The sequence below is a fragment of the Xanthomonas bromi genome, from assembly GCF_900092025.1.
Taxonomy (GTDB): Bacteria; Pseudomonadota; Gammaproteobacteria; order Xanthomonadales; family Xanthomonadaceae; genus Xanthomonas; species Xanthomonas bromi.
This window is the reverse complement of sequence record NZ_FLTX01000003.1, coordinates 114,225-134,201: the sequence shown is the minus strand read 5'-3', so window position 1 is coordinate 134,201 and position 19,977 is coordinate 114,225. Positions and strand designations below refer to the sequence as shown.

Annotated in this window: 18 protein-coding genes and 1 pseudogene; 11 read left to right on the top strand and 8 right to left on the bottom strand. The window is 64.9% G+C overall.

All coding sequences use genetic code 11. The features are described from left to right. The first annotated feature begins 98 nt into the window (after positions 1–98). The 5 genes and pseudogenes from XBLMG947_RS01000 to XBLMG947_RS00980 all read left to right on the top strand — a co-directional run bounded on the left by XBLMG947_RS01000 (position 99) and on the right by XBLMG947_RS00980 (position 5,215). Positions 99–506, top strand: a complete 408-nt coding sequence (locus XBLMG947_RS01000) for an EF-hand domain-containing protein (RefSeq protein WP_065465990.1) — start codon at positions 99–101, stop codon at positions 504–506. 130 nt (positions 507–636) lie between these two features. Continuing rightward, entirely contained in the window at positions 637–1,110 is a 474-nt protein-coding gene (locus XBLMG947_RS00995; RefSeq protein WP_065465989.1) for a MarR family winged helix-turn-helix transcriptional regulator, read from the top strand. Between the two features lie 45 nt (positions 1,111–1,155). Next, the gene (locus XBLMG947_RS00990) at positions 1,156–1,983 is read left to right on the top strand and encodes a p-hydroxycinnamoyl CoA hydratase/lyase (RefSeq protein WP_065465988.1); all 828 of its coding nucleotides are present in this window, start codon (positions 1,156–1,158) and stop codon (positions 1,981–1,983) included. A gap of 83 nt (positions 1,984–2,066) precedes the next feature. Then, positions 2,067–3,535: pseudogene (locus XBLMG947_RS00985) on the top strand (aldehyde dehydrogenase). Positions 3,536–3,736: 201 nt separating this feature from the next. After that, on the top strand, positions 3,737–5,215 hold the full coding sequence (locus XBLMG947_RS00980) for an AMP-binding protein (protein WP_065465987.1): 1,479 nt from the start codon (positions 3,737–3,739) through the stop codon (positions 5,213–5,215). Positions 5,216–5,370: 155 nt separating this feature from the next. Here the strand turns inward: XBLMG947_RS00980 and XBLMG947_RS00975 are convergent, their stop codons facing one another. The 3 genes from XBLMG947_RS00975 to XBLMG947_RS00965 form a co-directional block, all read right to left on the bottom strand. Then, entirely contained in the window at positions 5,371–6,372 is a 1,002-nt protein-coding gene (locus XBLMG947_RS00975) for a LysR substrate-binding domain-containing protein (RefSeq protein ID WP_065465986.1), read from the bottom strand. Positions 6,373–6,438: 66 nt separating this feature from the next. After that, complete coding sequence (locus XBLMG947_RS00970) at positions 6,439–6,798, bottom strand: protocatechuate 3,4-dioxygenase subunit alpha (RefSeq protein ID WP_003487477.1); 360 nt, start codon at positions 6,796–6,798, stop codon at positions 6,439–6,441. Positions 6,799–6,808: 10 nt separating this feature from the next. Further along, entirely contained in the window at positions 6,809–7,705 is an 897-nt protein-coding gene (locus XBLMG947_RS00965; protein WP_065465985.1) for a gallate dioxygenase, read from the bottom strand. Positions 7,706–7,950: 245 nt separating this feature from the next. Here XBLMG947_RS00965 and XBLMG947_RS00960 point away from each other — a divergent pair, with 245 nt between their 5' ends. Then, on the top strand, positions 7,951–8,616 hold the full coding sequence (locus XBLMG947_RS00960) for a GntR family transcriptional regulator (protein ID WP_065465984.1): 666 nt from the start codon (positions 7,951–7,953) through the stop codon (positions 8,614–8,616). Between the two features lie 163 nt (positions 8,617–8,779). Here XBLMG947_RS00960 and XBLMG947_RS00955 read toward each other — a convergent pair whose 3' ends face one another. The 5 genes from XBLMG947_RS00955 to ubiH all read right to left on the bottom strand — a co-directional run bounded on the left by XBLMG947_RS00955 (position 8,780) and on the right by ubiH (position 13,729). Beyond that, positions 8,780–9,811, bottom strand: a complete 1,032-nt coding sequence (locus tag XBLMG947_RS00955) for a SphA family protein (RefSeq protein WP_065465983.1) — start codon at positions 9,809–9,811, stop codon at positions 8,780–8,782. 150 nt (positions 9,812–9,961) lie between these two features. Then, positions 9,962–10,393, bottom strand: a complete 432-nt coding sequence (locus tag XBLMG947_RS00950) for a nuclear transport factor 2 family protein (protein WP_065465982.1) — start codon at positions 10,391–10,393, stop codon at positions 9,962–9,964. A gap of 99 nt (positions 10,394–10,492) precedes the next feature. Beyond that, on the bottom strand, positions 10,493–11,215 hold the full coding sequence (locus XBLMG947_RS00945; RefSeq protein WP_065465981.1) for an alpha/beta fold hydrolase: 723 nt from the start codon (positions 11,213–11,215) through the stop codon (positions 10,493–10,495). A 127-nt stretch (positions 11,216–11,342) separates the two neighbouring features. Next, a complete protein-coding gene (locus XBLMG947_RS00940) occupies positions 11,343–12,524 on the bottom strand; it encodes a UbiH/UbiF family hydroxylase (RefSeq protein WP_065465980.1) in 1,182 nt (393 codons plus the stop codon). Continuing rightward, entirely contained in the window at positions 12,521–13,729 is a 1,209-nt protein-coding gene (gene ubiH, locus XBLMG947_RS00935; protein WP_065465979.1) for a 2-octaprenyl-6-methoxyphenyl hydroxylase, read from the bottom strand. The genes XBLMG947_RS00940 and ubiH overlap by 4 nt, the downstream gene beginning before the upstream one ends. Before the next feature lie 195 nt (positions 13,730–13,924). On the opposite strand from ubiH, the gene XBLMG947_RS00925 reads away from it, so the two are divergent. The 5 genes from XBLMG947_RS00925 (at position 13,925) to XBLMG947_RS00905 (ending at position 19,961) form a co-directional block, all read left to right on the top strand. Beyond that, on the top strand, positions 13,925–14,503 hold the full coding sequence (locus XBLMG947_RS00925) for a hypothetical protein (RefSeq protein ID WP_065465977.1): 579 nt from the start codon (positions 13,925–13,927) through the stop codon (positions 14,501–14,503). A 4-nt stretch (positions 14,504–14,507) separates the two neighbouring features. Further along, entirely contained in the window at positions 14,508–15,065 is a 558-nt protein-coding gene (locus tag XBLMG947_RS00920) for a cob(I)yrinic acid a,c-diamide adenosyltransferase (RefSeq protein WP_065465976.1), read from the top strand. Positions 15,066–15,103: 38 nt separating this feature from the next. Continuing rightward, the gene (locus XBLMG947_RS00915) at positions 15,104–16,012 is read left to right on the top strand and encodes a histone deacetylase family protein (RefSeq protein WP_065465975.1); all 909 of its coding nucleotides are present in this window, start codon (positions 15,104–15,106) and stop codon (positions 16,010–16,012) included. 128 nt (positions 16,013–16,140) lie between these two features. Further along, positions 16,141–18,573, top strand: coding sequence for an LPS-assembly protein LptD (gene lptD / locus XBLMG947_RS00910; protein WP_083992777.1), 2,433 nt, complete (start codon positions 16,141–16,143; stop codon positions 18,571–18,573). Continuing rightward, complete coding sequence (locus XBLMG947_RS00905) at positions 18,570–19,961, top strand: peptidylprolyl isomerase (RefSeq protein WP_065465973.1); 1,392 nt, start codon at positions 18,570–18,572, stop codon at positions 19,959–19,961. The genes lptD and XBLMG947_RS00905 overlap by 4 nt, the downstream gene beginning before the upstream one ends. Positions 19,962–19,977: the final 16 nt, after the last annotated feature.

Here is a 19,977-nt window from a genome sequence, read left to right as displayed (position 1 = left end):
CCTCAGCCGTCGCCAACCGCCGCGCCACCGTCGCGCGCGCCGCAAACGGATCGCCAAGCTCTATGCTTGTCGGCTGTTCCACATCAGAGGGGGATCTGATGACCATGCGTCACACTGCCAAGTTCGTTTCCACACTCACACTGTCGTTGTTCATCTGCACTGCCGCGCATGCACAACAGGCCTCCACACCGGCCAGCAGCATGCCGCTGATCGACGTCCCCAGCGCCATCCGCACCCAGCCGCTCTCCAGCGGCGAGGTTACCCACCAAACCGAGCTGGAGCGCCCGCGCGACGAATCCAGCGTGATCGTGCGTTCGATCCAGCCCAGCAGCGTGGTCGGCAGCTACCGTATCGATTTTCAGGCCATGGACACCGATGGCGACGGCCGCATCAGCCGTGCCGAAGCGCAATCCAACCCTGCCCTGGCCGACGAATTCGACGCGCTCGACACTCATCACAGCGGCAATCTGACCCGCGAACAGCTTGCCGGCTGGCTGATTCGCTAATCCGCGCTCCCGCAGGCGCGGCCGCACTACGCAGCCGCGCACCGTGTTGCGCGTCACCCCATTGCCCCCTCTTGCAGGGCCCGCTTCGGTCGGCTAGATTGTATTTTACGGATACAATTTGGACCGACCGATGACCGCTCGCCTTTCACTTGCCGCCGATCTTGGCTACCAGCTGCAATTGGCCGCCCTGGCCTCCAGCCACGCCGCGCGCCAGGAACTGGCCGAGCTGCAGCTCACTCCAGCGCGTGTGACCGCGTTGATCCACATTCGCGATCAACCCGGCTGCGACCAGACCGAACTGGGTAACCGCCTGTTGGTCAATCGCGCGGCCGGTATGAAGATCGCCAATGCGCTGGCCGAACAAGGGCTGATCGAACGTCTCGCCGGCCGCGACCGGCGCAGCAAGGGCTTGTATCTGACTGACCTGGGCGAACGCACGCTGCTGTGGGCAAAAGGCTGTCTGGCGCGCGCGGGCGAACGGACCTGTACCGGCCTGCAGGCCAGCGAGCAACAGACCCTGCTGCGCCTGCTCTGCAAATTGAACGCCAGCGCTGCACTGGAACGCGCTGCCGCGCCAGACACCGCGCTGGCCGAAGCACTCTGAGCCCATCAACACACCAGCACTCTCACGACTTAAAGGAGACGCCGCTTGAACGAGCATGACGTGGTATCGGTTCGCATCGAAAACCGCATTGCCTGGGTGAAGTTCGCACGCCCCGACAAGCGCAACGCGATGAGCCCGGCGCTCAACCGCCGCATGATGGATGTGCTGGACGAGCTGGAGTTCGACGACAACGTCGGCGTGCTGGTGCTCGGCGGCGAAGGCACCGCGTGGTCGGCCGGCATGGACCTGAAGGAATATTTTCGCGAAACCGAAGCGCAGGGCCTGCGCGGCGTACGTCGCTCGCAGCGCGAATCGTATGGCTGGTTCCGTCGCCTGCGCTGGTACCAGAAACCGACCATCGCCATGGTCAACGGCTGGTGCTTCGGTGGCGGCTTCGGCCCCCTGTTCGCTTGCGACCTGGCGATTGCTGCCGACGAGGCGCAGTTCGGCCTGTCGGAAATCAACTGGGGCATCCTGCCCGGCGGTGGCGTCACCAAGGTCGCGGTGGAACTGCTCTCGATGCGCGATGCGATGTGGATGACCCTGACCGGCGAGATGGTGGACGGCAAGAAAGCTGCCGAATGGCGCCTGGTCAACGAAAGCGTGCCGCTGGAACGCCTCGAAGCGCGCACCCGCGAAGTGGCCGAACTGCTGCTGCGCAAGAACCCGGTCGCGCTCAAGTACGCCAAGGATGCGGTGCGCCGCGTCGGCACCCTGACCTACGACGAAGCCGAAGATTACCTGGTGCGCATGCAGGAAGCGGCCAACTCGTTCGATAACAACGCCCGCAAGGAGGGCATCCGTCAGTTCATCGACGAGAAGAGCTACAAGCCCGGCCTGGGCGAGTACGACCTCAGCAAACACAAAGCATAAGCACGTCCTACGGCGTGCGAAGCGGTGCGCGTCGTGCGCGCATCGCTGGCGCTGCCAGTGGTTTTCTGCACCGAGGAGGGAGTATGGAAGCCTTATCCGAAACGCTGCGCGGCATTGCCGCGCGAGGTCCCCTGGGCTTGTTCATCGATGGACAATGGCGGGCAAGCACGGGCGATCGCCATGTCGATGTGATCGCGCCGCATACAGAAGAAGTGCTGCTGCGCTACACCGAACCCTCGCATGCCGATACCGAAGCCGCCATCGCCGCTGCGCGTCGCGCGTTCGACAGCGGCCCCTGGCCGCAGCTCTCCCCGCAAGAACGCAGCGTGGTGCTCAAGCGGGTTGCCGAACACTTGCGCGCACGCATGCCGGAACTGGCCGAAGCATGGACGGGCCAGGTGGGTGCCACGATCGGCTTCAGCAAGCGTGCGTCGCAGCAGGCACCGGATTTATTCGATTACTACGGCGATCTGATTACCACCCATGCATTCGTCGAACCGCGGGTGCGTCCCAACGGCGGCCGCGTGCATGTGGTGCAGGACCCGGTCGGGGTGGTCGCCGCAATCACGCCCTGGAACGCGCCGCTGGTGTTGCTGTGCTACAAGGTCGCCGCCGCACTGGCTGCCGGCTGCACGGTGGTGGCCAAACCCTCGCCGGAAACGCCGATCGATGCCTACATCCTGGCCGAATGCATCAGCGCTGCCGGCGTCCCCGACGGGGTGTTCAACCTGCTCCCCGCCGGCCGCGAGGTCGGCGAGCAGTTGATCCGCCACCCGCACGTGGACAAGGTCACGTTCACCGGCTCCACCCAAGCCGGGCGCTTGATCGGCATCGCCTGCGCCGAGCGTCTGGCGCGGGTTGGCCTGGAGCTGGGCGGCAAATCGGCGGCGATCGTGCTGGAAGATGCCGACATCGCCAAGGTGCTCCCCACCTTGGTGCCCTACTCCATGCCGATCGCCGGACAGGTGTGCTTTTCGTTGACGCGCGTCCTGGTGCCCGCGCAACGCCGCGAGGAAATCCTGCAGGCGTATTGCGCGGCATTGAGCTCAGTGAAGCTAGGCGACCCATTTGCCGCCGACACCGGGATGGGGCCGTTGGCGCTGGGACGCCAACTCGAACGCGTGCAGTCCTACATCGCGCAGGGCAGTGCCGAGGGTGCGCGCTTGGTCATGGGAGGCGGCCGCCCGGCGCACCTGCCACGCGGTTTCTTCGTCGAACCGACTGTGTTTCCGAAGTCACGCCGGACATGACGATCGCGCGCGAGGAAATCTTCGGCCCGGTGGTGAGCTTCATCGACTACCACGACGAAGCCGATCTCATCGCCAAGGCCAATGCCAGCGACTACGGCTTGCACGGCACCATCTATAGCGAGGATGCCGAACGCGCCTATCGCATCGCGCGCCGCGTGCGCAGTGGCAGTCATGCGATCAACGGCATGTGGGTCGACATCAGTATGCCGTTCGGTGGCTTCAAGCACTCGGGCATCGGCCGAGAAGGCGGTGTCGAAGGTCTGCATGCATTCCTCGAAACCAGGACCATGTATCTGAGCTAGCGCACGTCCGGAAGCGCGCGCATGCCTGCGCGTTGGCATGCACCTTCTCCACTGGATTGCTCACTGTTTGCCTGCTGTGTGCCGGTATGTCGCGTGCCTGCACGCGACATCTGCTCATCGCACTGTTCGTTTCGTTTAAACCTTCCACACGCAGCAGTCGCACTCAAACCAGTCACTCCTCACATTTCAGAAGACAGCGCCATGGCCATGCCGACCGACTCGATCGCTTTCCACGCCCGTCTCACGCCGCAACAGCTCGCCGCACGCGATCTCATGCTGGGCATCGAATGGACCTACGCCGAACTCGATGCGTTGGTCGGCCGCCTGGCTGCGTTGCTGCGCAAGCGTGGCTGCGTCGATGGGGAGCGGCTGGCGGTATTGGCGCGCAATTCGGTGTGGCAAGTGGCACTGCATTTCGCCTGCGGGCGGGTCGGCGCGCTCTATGTCCCGCTCAATTGGCGACTAAGCGCAACCGAGCTGGATGCGCTGCTCCAGCGCGCCGAGCCGCATCTGCTGCTGCGCGATGATGTCGCTGCCGGTCGCACGGACGTGGAAGCCTTGGCGGATTTCATCGCAAGTGCCGATGCCCTGGAGCCCGCTGACACGCCGTCGATTCCACCGGATCAGATCAGCCTGATCCTGTTCACCTCCGGCACCTCCGGTCAGCCCAAGGGCGTGATGCTGAGCGAGCAGAATTTGCGGCACACGGCACACAACTTCGGTGTCACCACGCGGGTGGACGCGAGCAGCAGCTTTCTGTGCGAAGCGCCGATGTTTCACATCATCGGTCTGGTCACCAATGTGCGTCCGGTGCTGGCGGTGGGCGGCTCGATCCAGGTGTCCAATGGCTTCGAGCCTCAACGCACGTTGGGCTGGCTGGCCGACCGAGCATTGGGTATCACCCACTATGTCGGCGTGCCGCAGATGATGCAGGCGTTTCGCAATCAACCCGGATTCGATGCGGCAGCGCTACGTCATCTCACCGCATTGGTCAGCGGCGGTGCTCCGCACGCCAACGACGATCTGCTCGGCTGGCTGGAGGACGGCATCCCGATGGTCTGCGGCTTCGGCATGAGCGAGGCAGGCACGGTGTTCGGCATGTCGGTGAATTGCGATGTGATCCGCAACAAGCTGGGCGCTGCCGGCATCGCATCGCCATCGGTGCAAACGCGCGTGGTCGATGACAATGGCGACGACTGCCCGGCGGGGGTTCCCGGTGAGCTGCTATTGCGCGGCCCCAATCTCAGCCCCGGTTACTGGCGCGACCCGCAAGCCAGCGCCGAGGTGCTCGATGAGCAGGGATGGTTCCGTACCGGCGATATCGTGCAGCGCGATGCCGACGGCTTTTTCTGGGTGGTCGACCGCAAGAAGGACATGTTCATTTCCGGGGGCGAGAACGTGTATCCGGCAGAGATCGAAGCGGTGCTCGCCCAGCACCCGAGCATCCGCGAATGCGCCGTGGTCGGCATGGCCGATCAACAATGGGGCGAGGTGGGCTATCTGGCGATCGTGCCGGCCGATGAGGCGCTGGATTTGGAGGAGATTCGTCGCTATCTGACCGCGCGGCTGGCCAAGTACAAGGTGCCCAAGCACCTGCGGTTGGTGGATGCATTGCCGCGCACTGCAACCGGCAAGTTGCAGAAAGCGCGTTTGAGGGACGCTTTGGTCAGCGAGACCTGATGTGCGACGCAGCGTGCCATCGCGTCGGCGCGAGTACGCCCCCGAACGGCACAACGGGCAGGCTGGGCCGCCCGTTGCTGTAGCACTGTGCACTGTCCGAGGTATCTGGCCGCGATGAGTTCGACGCACGTCACCATGAGCAGAACTCTATGCGATCACGCAGACGCGTCCAGCAGAACGTCGTCTTCGCCGATATGTTCATCCACCCATACCGCACCCTGTCCGGCCATGAGCGCGAGTTGGTGCTCCAGCTCGCGCATCAGCAAGCGCACGCCGGGCTTGTGGATTGCACCGCCATCTCGGTAGATCACCCCACCTGCGCGCGCCTGCGAGGGCTGCTGCAGCTGGAAGGCACGCAACTCGCCTCGTGCGAGGTCGCCGGCCACCATCATGCTCGGCATTACCGCAATGCTGTCGGTACCGAGCAGAATTTCACGCGTGAAACTGGCCGAGCTGGAACGCAGCTGATCGCGCATTGCCAAGCCGTGTTCGCGCATGACCTGTGCCACATCGCGTTCGACATGCTGACTCAGGGTCGGCAATACCTGCCGGTACGCCGCCGCTTCGGCAATGCGCACCGGGCCATTGGCGAACAGCGGGTGGTCGCTGCGTGCCACCAGCGCAATCGGGTCCTGGTAGAGCACCTTGCGAATCAGTGCGTCGTAGCGAGCCAGCGGATACAAGCGCCCGACCACCAGATCGATTTCGTTACCGGCCAACTTGGGCAACAGCTCGTCGGTACGGCCATGCAGCAGACGCACTCGTAGCGTAGGTTCGGTGCGATACAACGCGGCCAACACCGCCGGCAGCAAACCGCTGGCCGCCACCGGCAAGGCGCCGACCGTAATCGTGAGCGCATCGTCCTGCAGAAGCCCTTCGAAGGTGTCCTGAGCGCGCCGTAGCTGGCCCAGCACCACATGCGCGGTCTGCACCAGCACCTCGCCCATTGCATTAGGACGCACACCGCGCGAATGCCGCTCGAACAACGGCGCACCGACGATCTCTTCGATCTCCTGCAGGGCACGCGTGAGCGCGGGCTGGGTGACATTCAAAACGCGTGAGGCGCGCAACAGGCTTTTTTGCCGGTCCAGCGCTTCGATGACACGCAGATGCCGCACCTTGATGCGGTGTTCGAAGAACACGGAGGACATGGTCATGGAGGTGGGCCTTACGTTAGGGAGTCGGGTAACGCGGCGATGCGGCGCACAGCCGGTACGCGCAACTCAGCGCGCATGGGGCACACGCCGCGTCTGCATGAAGTCTTCGAACGATTCTCCGCGCATGATGGCGTAAACCTGCAGATTGGTCATGCGCACCACACGCGCGAATTTTTCGATGACGAAGAAGTTGGCGCCGTACTGCACCAGGCCAAGCCAGTCGCGTGCACGGATCAGCGCCTTCTCCTGCTCGGTGAGGTCGGCTTCCTGCATCAAGACTTCCGCATCCTGCAAAAAGCGATCGCGCCACGGCGCGCGGATCATGTGCCAGAAGAACCGGTTCAGGCGCAGCGCGCGATTGCTGGTACGCAGATCGAACAGATACGTGCCGCCGATCTGCTCCATACCATGTGTTTGCGGATTCATCAGCGTCTCCTCATGCCGCGTGGGCAGTGCGCGCAAGCCATTCGGCCGAACGCGGCGCGTCGGCGGCCTCTTCGCCCGGCTCGTACAGCACCACGGTCATGGCGGTCGTGGTCATCAGGTAGTAGTTCTGGTGCAGCTTGCGGATCGGCCCATCCAGCGCGCCGCGCATCGCCAGCCACATGATCTGCTCCACGCTCTCTGCACCGCCCAGGCGCACGTAGTCGGTGTGGGTGAGATCGGTGAGGGTCTCCGGCGCGTGCTGGAACCGGTCGAGAAATTCCATGTCCCAATCGGTATTGTTGAAACCGGTGCGCTCGCCATGGATCTGATGCGATAGCCCACCGGTGCCCACCACCACCACCCTGAGATCTTCCGGATACGACTCGATCGCCCGACGCACCGCCTGGCCCAGGCGATAACAGCGACGCGCTGTCGGCAGCGGGTACTGCAGCACGTTGATGGCGATCGGCACCACCGTGCCCGGCCAGTCCGGCACATGCGGCCATAGCAGCGGCAGCGGCGCCGCACAGCCATGGTCGATGGGCTTGTCCTGGAAGACGGTGAGGTCGAATTCGTCATTGACCAGGCATTCGGCGATATGTGCCTGCAACTGCACATCGCCGCGAATCGGCGGCAGGTTGCGCAGCCCCGCCCCCTCATCGGCAACCGGGAAGCGCTCGCCCACGCCCAACGCGAAGGTGGGGTACAGATCGAAGAAGAAGGTCGTGCAGTGGTCGTTGTAGAAAAACACCAGCACGTCGGCCCGTTGTTCGGCCAGCCACTCGGCTACTGGCGTGTAGCCGTCGAACAGGGGCTTCCACACCGGATCCTGCTGCTTGCCCCTGTCGTAGGCGACCCCGATGGTGGGAACGTGCGAGGTCCCGATGCCGCCGATGATGCTTGCCATGCTGCGCTCCTGCGACGCGGCCCGGGCGCTGATCAGGGCGGGCGCGCATCAGTGTGTGAATCGGGACCTGCACCGCAATGGATCCCAAAGAGGAAGACCAACGACTACGGATCGCCAAAACGGTATCCTTGGGATCCAAATTGCCATTAAGCGATCTCGTCCGCAAGTTTTTTTTATACCAGTAATTGCGAGTTTTCCCTTTCGAAGGAACGTGCGCTGCGGTATGGCGCGAGAGAATGTAGCCAATGGCGAACAACCACCGATCGCAAGCGATCCAGCAACTGCGCGAATTGATCCTGTCCGGCACCTTTGCCCCCGGCGAGCGCATCACCGAGGCGGCGCTGGCCGAGCGCCTGGGGATTTCACGCACGCCGATCCGTCAGGCCCTGCCTGCGTTATGCCAGGAAGGCTTGCTGGTGCAGGCGGGTAACCGCGGTTATGCGGTCAGGCGTTTCAGCCAGCAGGAAAGCCTGGATGCCCTGGCAGTGCGCGCACTGATGGAAGGCATGGCCGCGCGCACGGTGGCCGAACAGGGCGCCTCTGCGGCGTTACTTGCCACACTGCATGCCTGCCTGGGCGAAGGCGACCGCATCCTGGCCGGCCGCAGCCTCTGCGCCGACGATGAGCAGGCCTATGGCGCGATGAACGCCCGTTTCCATCGCGCCATCGTGGTGGCGGCCAACAAGCCGATCCTCATCGAAACCGTGGAACGGTGCACACTGGTGCCGTTCGTCAGCCCGATCAACGTGGTGTTCGGCCAACGCTCCGCCACGCTCGCCTACGACGATCTGTATTACGGACACAGGCAACACGGCGCCATCGTATCGGCCATCGAACAACGCGACGCCGCGCGCGCGGAGTTGCTGTTCCGCGAACACGCCAACACCCAACGGCATAGCATGGGAATCTGAGACGACCGTGTTGCGATGATTGGTCCCGTTGCACGGGCATCGCCATAGATTGATCGATGACCTTGAGCGCACAGCGCAAGCCGATCCATTCGGCACCTCGCATCGGCGCCCCCCATTAACGCCACCACGGCGCTGGCAATGGGGGGCGCACAGCCTTTGCGCGTTACAGCGAGTGCACGAACATCAGGTTGTAGGTATTGCCCGCCACCGAGTTCTGGACATCGATCGGGAGATAGACGTTGAAATTGAGCAGATTCTTTTCGTCGAATCGCCAGGACAGCCCGGGGCCCGCGTAGAACTGCCTGCGCTTGCTGTCCGCCACGCGTTCGCCGTTGGTGCGGTTGTCTTTCAGCTGCTGCAGATAAAACCCATTGATGCCGACGCGCAGCTGTTCGGTGACCTTGACCGAGCTGGCGAAATTGGCCCACAGCGCATCGCCGGCCTGACCATTGCGAAAGCGGAAGCCGGGAACCGGCGGCACGCCGCCAGCGCGGTTGCTGCGGAAGTTGTAGAGGTAATTCACCCGCCCGCTGATTTCCCAGTTGTCACTGGGCTGCACGGTGAAGGCCCAGTGCGGGACGACCGACCAGAAACCGGTGCTCTGGTTGATGGCGGTATCGCGATCGAACTTGCCCACGGGCGCGAATGCGTCGACGGCAAATCGCTGGATGAAGAACAACCGCCCATCGCGCATGACCGGTGGCATCTGCAGCGCCGGCCCGAACGAAATATCGCCCATGCCGAAACCATTGCTGCTCAAGCGCACCGGGCTATCGGCGCCGAAAGAGGTGTCGTAGTTGACCAGCGGCACGATGGTGTTGAGGCTCAACACACCGCCTTTCCAGGTGTACGGCGTGACGTAAATGAGCTGGGTCAAGGCCACGCTGACGCCAATATTGGGATCGCGGAACGCCGGCGAATTGTCGCCGTTCGCATCCTTGACCGCATCGAAATCTGAGTGCCGCAGATATTCGATGGCTGTCCATCCGGGCTTCATGGAACTATACCCATCAAAGAAGCTGGTCCCGCCGAGGTTGATGCCCTGGGGTACCGCCGCAGTTTCCGGCACGGCCTGCGCCCATGCCGCTGGCGACGCCGCGACAAGCAAGGCAGCGATGATCAATGCAGGTTGACGACGCGACAGCGCACGCGGCAACACGGAACCAAAACGAGCAGACGAACGGACGCGTTCCACTAGGCGAATCTCCGATGCGGATGGATGGATGACTGCGATGCAACGCGGCGGGGGGAGGAGAAAGCAGTATTGCAAGAATGCGGCACGCGGCATGAACGATCAGGACTGCGGTGAGCAAAAAGTGGGCGTCTGCAACAGGAATGCATTGACTCAGCCGGTGCCGACCCGAAGCAGCAGCGACCCGAGCCGCTGCTGGAACAGCCAGTTCCCCTGGTCGAGCACCAGCACATCATCGAAGCTGCCCAGCAGTGCCGGCGATTGCGCCGTCCACGGTGGCGGTGTGGAGGTATCGCCCGCGGTGTAAAGCAGGACGTGGCTATGTGCGTGCGCCAGCGTGGGCGACTGGACGCTGACGAACGTATTGAGCATCAGGTGGCACGTGGTGCGCGGTGGCCGCTCGCGAAACGACTGCAAGATCGCCTCGCGCCCGCGCACGGGCGCATCCGGCGCACTGGGGCGGGCGAAGACGCCATCGACGGTGAACAACGCGGCGAGGCCAGCATGATCCTGGCGATCGTTGTACAGCGCGAACCGTCGGATCACTTGTTCGCAAGCAATGATGATTGAAACATCTTCGTGCACGCAGCGTTCCTCAAGGCTTTATAAATGCAATTTTGATCCGCTGCCGGCAGTGCGTGTCGGCAACAACCAGGCAACGCCACGCGTTCGGCCGGCGCGCCATCACGCGGCCTGCAACCAGTCGCGCAGCGCGTCGCAGACGGCGACAGGTGCTTCGATCGGCGCCATGTGACCGCAGTGTTCGAAGATCGCCAGCCGCGCCTGCGGAATGTGCCGCGCCATGTCCTGATGCCGTGCCAGGGGACTCCACGTGTCCTGGCGCCCGACCCCCAACAACGTGGGGCACGCGATCTGCGCGAGGACCGGCGCCGCATCGGGGCGCTCCAACAACGCGTTGGTCTGCCCGGCGAAGCTCTGCGCGCTCTGCCGCTGCACCATGGCCATCAAGTCGTCCATCAGGTCGGCATTGGCGGTGTGATCGGGATGCAGCATCGGCGGCAACCAGCGCTGCGCCAACGCCTGCATGCCCTGTGCATGCGCCAGTCGCACCAGTGCCAGCCGCTCTTCGCGTTCGCCGTCGCGACGCGGGGCGATGCCTGTATCCAGCAATGCCAGCCGCAGCACGCGTGCGGGCGCCTGTCGCATGATTTCCAACGCAACCCGTCCACCCATCGAATGCCCAGCCAGCGCAAAGTGCGGCGGTGCGACGGCCAGCACATGCGCCGCCATCCGCGTGATGCTGTCGAATCCCGCGAAGTCCAGCACCTGCACATCGGCCAGATCGCCTAGCGCGGCGCGCTGCGGTCGCCAGATGGCAGCGTCGCACAGCAGGCCGCACAACAGCAGCAATGCCGGTTTGGGCGAAGAGTGGGTGGACGAGGTCATGACACGACTGTAGCCACACCGGCCACGCCCGTCGTATGGAAACTGAGGCCTTAACTATAACAATAAAGGCATATCAGGACATCACTGACAGCCGCCGACGCGGGTTTAGGCCGCTCTCGTGCCTGGATCACGCGCCGCCGGAGGCGCGCTTCCACAGCACATCGACCAGCGGCGGCAACTTGCCGGCCAAGCCAAGCACCGATCCGCGCAACAAGGTCAGGTGCATTTCGTCATTCGAAAACACCGTGTTGATCGCGTCGAAGCCATAGGCGGCGACGGTGTTCTCGCTGCGTCGGGTGCGCGCCCAACGCTGCAGGCGAGGGGGCGCGGCCCAATCCGCACGCTTGGCGATCGCCTCGCGCACGGTCTGACGCAACGCGGCCACATCGCGCAGGCCCAGGTTGACGCCTTGCCCGGCCAACGGATGCACCACATGCGCGGCGTCGCCCAGGGTCAGCACACGGTCGCTGACGTACTGCTGCACCAACTGCCGCTGCAGCGGGAAGGCAGTGCGCGCCGACACCACGCGCACTTCGCCCAGGCGGGCGGCGAAGGCCTGGGTCAACTCGCGCGAAAAATCCGCATCGTCCAGCAACAGCACCCGCTCGGCCTCGACGTCCGGCAACGTCCACACGATCGAACTGCGGCCATCGGCGAACGGCAGGAAGGCCAACGGACCGGTGGTGAGGAAGCGCTGCCAGGCGGTGGCCTGATGCGGCAGCTCAGTTTCCACGAAGGCGACCACACCGCGTTGCGCATAGGCGTGCCGCGAGACCGGCACGCCGGCGAGTTCGCGCAGGGTGGACGCCGCGCCATCGGCGGCAAGCGCCATTGCGGCTTCCAGCCGGCTGCCATCGTCCAGGCGCAGGCGCACGCTGTTGGCATCCTGCTCCAGTTCGACCACGCGGGCGGGGCAATGCACTTCGATGCCGGACGCATGCACCGCCGCCCACAGGCGGTCGACCAGCACGTCGTTTTCGATGATCCAGCCGAGTTGCTCGCGTCCCAGCGTGTCGGCATCGAAGCCAAGCTCGCCACCGCCGCCGGCATCCCAGACCCGCATGCGCCGGTAGGGCTGCACGCGCGCGCTGCGCACCGCGTTCCACACGCCCAGGCTGTCCAGCAACGCAGCGTTATCGGCAGCGAACGCATAGACGCGTAGGTCAGGTTGATCGGCGCGCCACCGTGCGGGCTCGCGTCCCTCGACCAGGGCAACGCTCAGGCCGGCATCGGTCAACGCCAGCGCACAGGCGGCGCCGACAACGCCACCGCCGACGATCACGGCGTCACGCGTGCTACGCCGGCTCATGCGCTGCCCCGGCAGAGCTGCGGCACATTGCCACGGAAGCCCATGGCACCGCCGACCAGCATCGATTGCAGCGGCGCTGCCTGTGAGGTTGCGAACAAGCCGAGGCTGCGCAACGGCCGCAGCAATGGAGCCGGGTTGCCGGTGAGCCGGGCCAGACCGCTGGAAAACCCGATGGTGTGCTCGCGGTCCACCCGCCGCCGCGCCTGATACTCCGCCAGCAACGCGCCTGCACCGGCATCGCTGCGATCGTGTTCGATCAATTCCGCCAGCGTCAGCGCATCGCGCAACCCCAGATTGAAGCCCTGCGCGCCGATCGGATGCAGCGCCTGCGCGGCATTGCCCAGCAGCACCACCCGCTCGGCGATCAGGCTGTTGGCCAGCACCTGCACCAACGGGTAGGCACTGCGCTCGCCGGTGGCGATGAAGCGCCCGGCCCGCCAGCCGGCTGCACGCTGCAGGCGGGCCAGCCAACCAGCATCATCGAGCGCAGCCACGACCTCCGCTTCGACGCGCGCCACGCAATGGATCGCGCCGTAATGGCGATCGCCGCGTGGCAGCAGCGCGGTTGGCCCATGTTCGCCAAAACGCTCCCAGGCCGTGCCATCGGGCGGTCGCGACGCTCGCACGCGCGCCACGAACAGGGTCTGCAGGAAATCGTGAGCGTCGGTGCCGATATGCAGCAACTCGCGCACCGCGCTGTGGCTGCCGTCGGCACCGACCACCAGTTTGGCGTGCACGCGCTGTTCGCCAGTCTCGGTGGTCAGGCGCACCGCGCGCAGGCCGTCCTGCACCGGTTCCACGCCGATGCACCGCGCAGGGCGATAGCGGCGCAGATGGGTCAATTCGTCCAGGCGCGCCTGCAAGGCATCGCCGAAGTCGCGCGCCACCACCACCTGGCCGAAGGCGTCGCGGCCGTAATCGGCTGCATCCAGTTGCACGCGACCGAAGTCGCCGGCGCGGCTGACATGGATGCGCCGGATCGGCCCGGGCGGGCTGCGCAGCTTGGCCATCACCCCGAGCGCGCCGAGCGCGTTCACGGTGGCCGCAGCAAAACTGAGGTTGCGTTGGTCGAACACCGCCGGCGGGGTGCCGGCCGGGGTGGCCTCCACCAGCCCGACATCCAGGCCGAGGCGATCCAGCGCAATCGCCAGGCTGGAGCCGACCAGGCCGCCGCCAACGATCAGAACGTCATGGGGATGTGTCATTCCCCCATGATAAGCCTTCGCTCCATGCGTGTTGCCGCCGGGGGGCGGGACATCTTGCCGCGCCCGCTGTCGCCTGCGCCCTGCCCGATTCCTACGCACGGTAGCGATCCAAGCGCCCCTTGCAGGCTGACCGAAGCCGCGAGCAGCGCCGCTTCCACGCTACACTCCCGGATCTGTGCTCCGGCCCCTTTCCGCATGACTTCTCGCTCGCACGACACCCTGATTCTGAGCCTGCTTGCCGTGTTGATGGCGGCCACGCGGATCAATCACTTCGCGCCGATTCCGGATGCGTCCTGGGCGGTGTTCTTCATCGGTGGATTTCATCTGGCGGCGCGCACCAGGCTGGCATTTCCATTGCTGATGCTGCTGGCCGTGGCGGTGGACTGGCTGGTGATCACCCGGCAGAGCCTGAGCTTCTGGCAGCACTACTGCGTATCGCCGGCGTACTGGTGCCTGATCCCGGCGTACTTCGCGCTGTGGGCCGGTGGCGTGTGGCTGCGCCGGCACTACCACGGCGCGCAGTGGAGCGCGCTCGCCCGGCTGCTGCCGGCGCTGCTGATCGCCGTGGCACTGTGCCAGCTGATCGCCCAGGGCAGCTTCTACTGGATCGGCGCCAGCGTGGTCGAACCCACCGTAGCCGGCTGGTTCAAGAATTACACCGACTGGCTGGGTCCGTACCTGCGCAGCGCCGCGCTCTACGTGACCGCCGCCGCGGCGATCCAGGTGGCTGCCGAGCGTCTGGCCGCACCGCGCCACCAGCCCCACGCAGGCTAAGGCCATGGGCAACCGACTCTCTCGTATCTATACCCGCACCGGCGACGACGGCAGCACCGGCCTGGGCGACGGCAGCCGGACCGGCAAGGATGCGCTGCGCGTCAATGCCTATGGCACCGTGGACGAAGCGAATTCGGCCATCGGCGTGCTGCTGGCCGCGCCCGGCGTGCCGGAGCCGGTCGCCGCACTGCTGACCACCGTGCAGCACCAGTTGTTCGACCTGGGCGGCGAGTTATGCATCCCTGGCCACGCCGCCATCGACGCGGCCGACATCGAGGCGCTGGAGCGCCAGCTGGATGCCTTCAACGACACGCTGCCCGCGCTGAAGGAATTCATCCTGCCGGCCGGTGGCGAAGCCGCCGCGCGCTGTCATCTTGCCCGCACCATCGTGCGCCGGGCCGAGCGCGAGACCGTTGCGCTGTCGCGCCAGGAAGCGGTGCGCAGCGAGGCGATCGGCTATCTCAATCGCTTGTCCGACCTGCTGTTCGTGTTGGCGCGCGTGCTGGCGCGTGCCGATGGTCAGCAGGAAGTCTTGTGGCGGCACGACCGCCGGCGCAGTTGAGCAGGTGCCCGAGTCGGCGGAGAGGCTAGAGTTTCCCCATGTTGGTCTTTACCCATCCTGCCTGCCTCGGTCACGACGCCGGCCCTGAGCACCCGGAAAGCCCCGCCCGCCTGGAAGCGGTGGTCGAGGCCCTGCGCGCCGCATTCCCGGATCTGGGCTGGCGCGAAGCGCCGTTGGCCAAGCTGGGCGACCTGTGCCGCGTGCATGGGCGCGAGCAGGTGGACGGGGTGCTGGAAACCGCCTTCGACGGCTATCGCCAGCTGGACGTGGACACGCGCATGGTACCGGCCTCGCGCGCGGCCGCCTTGCGCGCCGCAGGCGCCGGCATCGCCGCAGTGGACGCAGTGATGCAAGACCAGACCCGCACCGCCTTCTGCGCAGTGCGCCCGCCAGGTCACCACGCCACCGCGCAGGTGTCGATGGGGTTCTGCCTGTTCAACAATATCGCCGTGGCCGCCGCCCACGCGCGCGACCGGCATGGGCTGGAGCGCATCACCATCGTGGATTTCGACGTCCACCACGGCAACGGCACCCAGGCAATCTTCGAGCGCGACCCGGCCGTGCAGTACCTGAGCACCCACCAGTCCGGGCTGTATCCGCACTCGGGCAGCGTGTACGAGCGCGGCGTCGGCAACATCCACAACTTGCTGCTGCCGCCGGGCAGCGACGGCTTGCGCTTCCGCAATGTCTGGGAAGACGAGATGCTGCCGCTGGTCGATGCCTTCCGCCCGCAGTTGATCCTGATCTCCGCCGGCTTCGATGCGCATCTGCGCGATCCGCTGGCCGATCTGATGCTCGACGACCACGATTTCGCCTGGCTGACCGGCGCGCTCCGCACCCTGGCCGACCGCCATGCGCGCGGCCGCGTGGTGTCGATACTGGAAGGCGGCTACGACTTGCAGGCGCTGCGCGAAAGCAGTGTGGCGCACGTGGCGGCGCTGCGCTGAATCCCGGCCGAGGCGACAGTCGCGCCGCTGATTGCGATGAACCTCGCCCTCCCGACGCCGACACTCTTCATTGCCCGTATGCGGGGTATGCGGCAAGCTAGTCGTCATTTTATTGGTTGACCCCCCGCGTGCGCCGAGCTCTCCGCCTGCTGCCCCTGCCTTTGAGCATCGCCATCTGCCTTCCGGCCATGGCTGCCGACAAGCCGTTGAACTGGGGACTGTGCCCGGCCGTAGACCCGCTACCCGGCTTCGACGGCGCCCCCGCCGCCGACGCCAAGGCGGCCGAGATGCGCCAGCGGTTGCCGACCGACATCCAGGGCGACCAGCTCTCCGGCACCAGCACTACCCCGCAATATCAGGGCAATGTTGCGCTGAAGCGCGGCGACCAGTTCCTGGGCGCGGACAACCTGCGCATGGACACCGAAACCGGCAACTACATCGCCGAGGGCAATGTCCGTTACCAGGACACCTCCTTCCGCATGGTCGCCGACCGCGCCGAAGGCAATCAGGACACCGACACCCACAAGGTCACCAACATCCAGTACCAGTTGGTGGAGCGCCGCGGCAATGGCGCCGCCGAATCGGTGGACTTACAGGGTCAGGTCGGGCAGATGCACCGTTCGACGTACACCACCTGCGACCCGTCGCAGCCGATCTGGCGCGTCCGCGCGCCCGAGATCGACGTCGACAACGAAGAGGGTTTCGGCACCGCGCGTAACGCGGTGTTGCAGATCGGCAAGGTGCCGGTGCTGTACTTCCCGTGGTTCAAGTTCCCGATAGACGACCGCCGCCAGACCGGCTTGCTGTTTCCACAATTCGGCCTATCCGGGCGCAATGGCTTCGACTATCTGCAACCGATCTACCTGAATCTGGCACCGAATTACGACGCCACCTTGCTGCCGCGCTACATGAGCAAGCGCGGTTTCATGTTCGGTACCGAGTTCCGTTACCTGTACGACGGCGGTCGCGGCGAAATCACCGGCAATTACCTGCCCAACGACAAGTTGCGCGACAAGGACCGTGGCAGCGTCTTCTATAGCGGCTTCCACAACGTCAATAAATACTGGCAGGCGCGCAGCAGTGTTTCGTGGGTCAGCGACACGCGCTACGTTGAGGACTTCACCAGCCGCCTGAACGGCATGGGCTCGGCCTCAGCCTTGCAGAGCACTGTCGGCATCTACGGCACCGGCGAGACCTGGACCGCAGGCTTGATGGCCGACCGTTGGCAGCTCACCGACTACACGCTGGACGAGAAAGCCCTTCCGTACAACCGGCAGCCGCGCGCGTATTTCACCTGGGAAAAGCCGCTGGGCATTTTCGAGGCGGGCGTCTACGCCGAAGCCGTGCGTTTCACCCATGACGACTCCTACTTCGTCCAGCCTCCGAGCCCCGGCGCTCCAGGCGAAACAAACAACCGCGACGATAAAGACGAGTACGTCCGCACCAATATCCGCAACAAGGAATACGGCAGCGGCGCGCGCCTGGACGTCAAACCATATATTTCGATGCCGCTGTCGGGTGCTGCGTGGTTTGTGACGCCTACCGTGGCATGGCGCTATACCGCGTACCAGTTGGATTCCACGCTGGCCAATACCGCACCGCTGACCGGCAACCGCACGCCCACGCGTAGCTTGCCGATCGCGTCCGTAGACGCCGGCCTGTATTTTGATCGCGAGACATCTCTGTTCGGCACCAACTATCTCAATACGTTGGAGCCGCGCATGTACTACCTGTACGTGCCGTATCGCGACCAGGACGATCTGCCGGTCTTCGACACCCGTCCGTTCACCTTCAGCTACGGGCAGCTGTTCCGCGACACCCGCTACACCGGTGCCGACCGCCAGAACGATGCCAACCAGTTGACCCTGGCGGTGACCTCGCGCTGGCTGCGCCAGGACGATGGCCGCGAGAAGCTCTCGCTTAGTGCCGGGCAGATCCTGTATTTCAGCGACTCGTTGGTCACCATCAACACTGCGGCTGCCGGTAGCGAGCAGCAGATCGACCAGGGCAAGTCCGCCTGGGTGGCCGACGCCAACTACATGATCAACGACCGCTGGTCGATGGGTGCCACTTACCAGTGGAACCCGAACTCGCGCAAGGAAGATCTGGCCAGCCTGCGCACGCGCTACCTGCTGAACAACGACGGCATCATCAACCTGGCGTATCGCTATCGTCGCAACCTCATCGACAACAGCGACCAGCTCAAGCAGGCCGATTTCTCCTTCCTGTACCCGATCAGCCCCAGCTGGAGCGCGGTCGGCCGATATTACTATTCGCTGCTGGACCGCAAGCCCCTGGAAATCATCGGTGGCGTGCAATGGGATAGCTGCTGCCTCGCAGTGCGTGGGCTGGTTCGGCGCTTCGTGCGCAACCGCGACGGCGAGATGGACAACTCCATCCAGTTCGAGTTCGTGCTCAAGGGCTTGAGTTCGTTCGGTCAGAACACGGACCGCACTTTGCGCCGTGCTATTCTCGGCTATTACCGCGACGACCTCTACTTGGTCCCGCCCAGCAACACCACGACCAATCCGGACGATTACGATCCGAACCTGATTCCATGACCAAGCCTTTCTCTGTTGTTCTTGCCTCGTTGCTGGCTATCACCAGCACGGTCTCGCCGTTGGCCTCGGCACAGCAATCCCAGCCGCTGGATCGCATCGCTGCCATCGTCGACGAAGACGTTGTGCTGCAGAGCGAGCTGGATCGTGCCGTCCGCAGCGTCAAGTCGCAGTACGCGGGCCGCGAAAGTCAGCTGCCGCCGGACGATGTGCTGCAGCGCCAGGTGCTTGAGCGTTTGGTGCTGGTCAAGTTGCAGGTCGGCCGCGCCGACGGCAGCGGCATCCGCGTCAGCGACGAGGAACTCAACCGCGCCATCGCCAGCATCGCCCAGCAGAACGGCACTACCGTGGATGGCTTGCGCCAGAAGCTGGCTGCCGACGGCATGGGCTACGCGGATTTCCGCGCTTCGGTGCGCGACGAAATCATCGTGCAGCGCCTGCGCCAGAGCTTTGCGCAGAGCCGCATCAGCGTGAGCGAAGGCGAAGTGGATACCGCGCTGGCCCAGCAGGTCGCCACCGGTAGCCAGTATCACCTGGCGCACATTCTGGTTGGCTTGCCGGAAGGCGCGACCGCCGAGCAGATCGCCACGGGCCAGAAGAAGGTCGATGGCGTCAAGGCCTTGATCGACAAGGGCGAGCTGGATTTTTCGGCAGCGGCGGTGCGTTATTCGGATAGCCCCAATGCACTGGAAGGCGGCGATCTGGGCTGGCGTAGCCTGGATGAAATTCCCAATGCGTTCGCCCAGTTGATCCGCGATATGAAGCCTGGCCAAGTGGCCGGGCCGCTGCGTGGACCGAGCGGCTTCCAGTTGCTCAAGCTGGTGGAAATGCGCGACGCCAATGCCGGCGGCGACAAGAAGATGGTCACCGAGTACAACGCACGCCACATCCTGGTGCGGGTCGGCGACAACCAGACCGAGGCGCAGGCCAAGGCCAAGATCGATACGATTCGCGCGCGCATCGTCGGTGGCGCCGATTTCCAGGCAACGGCCAAGGAGTCCTCCGAGGACACCAATAGCCGCGCCCAAGGCGGCGATCTGGGCTGGTTCCCGGCCGACGCGTTCGGCCCGGACTTCGGCAAGCAGGTCGAAGGCTTGGCAGACGGTGCGGTGTCCGAGCCGTTCCGTACCCAGGCGGGCTGGCACATCGTGCAGCGCGTCGGCAGCCGTCAGACCGACGTCAGCGCAGAAAATCAGCGCGCGCAGATCCGTGAAACGATCGGTCGCCGCAAGCTGGAAGAAGAGTACAACCGCTATCTGCAGGAACTGCGTGGCGAAGCGTACGTGAGCTACCGCACCGGCGACCGTGCCGATGACAAGGCCACTGCCGCTCCGGTCAAGTCGGCGGACCCTGCAGCGCCTACGCCCCCGCCGGCAAAGCCAACCCGCTGAGTCCGGGCACCCGGAT

What these genes read in the sequence shown, in the direction of transcription:
- XBLMG947_RS01000 (WP_065465990.1), top strand. Translation starts at nt 99, where the DNA reads ATGACCATGCGTCACACTGCCAAGTTCGTTTCCACACTCACACTGTCG.
- XBLMG947_RS00995 (WP_065465989.1), top strand. Translation starts at nt 637, where the DNA reads ATGACCGCTCGCCTTTCACTTGCCGCCGATCTTGGCTACCAGCTGCAA.
- XBLMG947_RS00980 (WP_065465987.1), top strand. Translation starts at nt 3,737, where the DNA reads ATGGCCATGCCGACCGACTCGATCGCTTTCCACGCCCGTCTCACGCCG.
- XBLMG947_RS00975 (WP_065465986.1), bottom strand. Translation starts at nt 6,372, where the DNA reads ATGACCATGTCCTCCGTGTTCTTCGAACACCGCATCAAGGTGCGGCAT.
- XBLMG947_RS00970 (WP_003487477.1), bottom strand. Translation starts at nt 6,798, where the DNA reads ATGAATCCGCAAACACATGGTATGGAGCAGATCGGCGGCACGTATCTG.
- XBLMG947_RS00965 (WP_065465985.1), bottom strand. Translation starts at nt 7,705, where the DNA reads ATGGCAAGCATCATCGGCGGCATCGGGACCTCGCACGTTCCCACCATC.
- XBLMG947_RS00960 (WP_065465984.1), top strand. Translation starts at nt 7,951, where the DNA reads ATGGCGAACAACCACCGATCGCAAGCGATCCAGCAACTGCGCGAATTG.
- XBLMG947_RS00945 (WP_065465981.1), bottom strand. Translation starts at nt 11,215, where the DNA reads ATGACCTCGTCCACCCACTCTTCGCCCAAACCGGCATTGCTGCTGTTG.
- XBLMG947_RS00940 (WP_065465980.1), bottom strand. Translation starts at nt 12,524, where the DNA reads ATGAGCCGGCGTAGCACGCGTGACGCCGTGATCGTCGGCGGTGGCGTT.
- ubiH (WP_065465979.1), bottom strand. Translation starts at nt 13,729, where the DNA reads ATGACACATCCCCATGACGTTCTGATCGTTGGCGGCGGCCTGGTCGGC.
- XBLMG947_RS00925 (WP_065465977.1), top strand. Translation starts at nt 13,925, where the DNA reads ATGACTTCTCGCTCGCACGACACCCTGATTCTGAGCCTGCTTGCCGTG.
- XBLMG947_RS00920 (WP_065465976.1), top strand. Translation starts at nt 14,508, where the DNA reads ATGGGCAACCGACTCTCTCGTATCTATACCCGCACCGGCGACGACGGC.
- XBLMG947_RS00915 (WP_065465975.1), top strand. Translation starts at nt 15,104, where the DNA reads ATGTTGGTCTTTACCCATCCTGCCTGCCTCGGTCACGACGCCGGCCCT.
- XBLMG947_RS00905 (WP_065465973.1), top strand. Translation starts at nt 18,570, where the DNA reads ATGACCAAGCCTTTCTCTGTTGTTCTTGCCTCGTTGCTGGCTATCACC.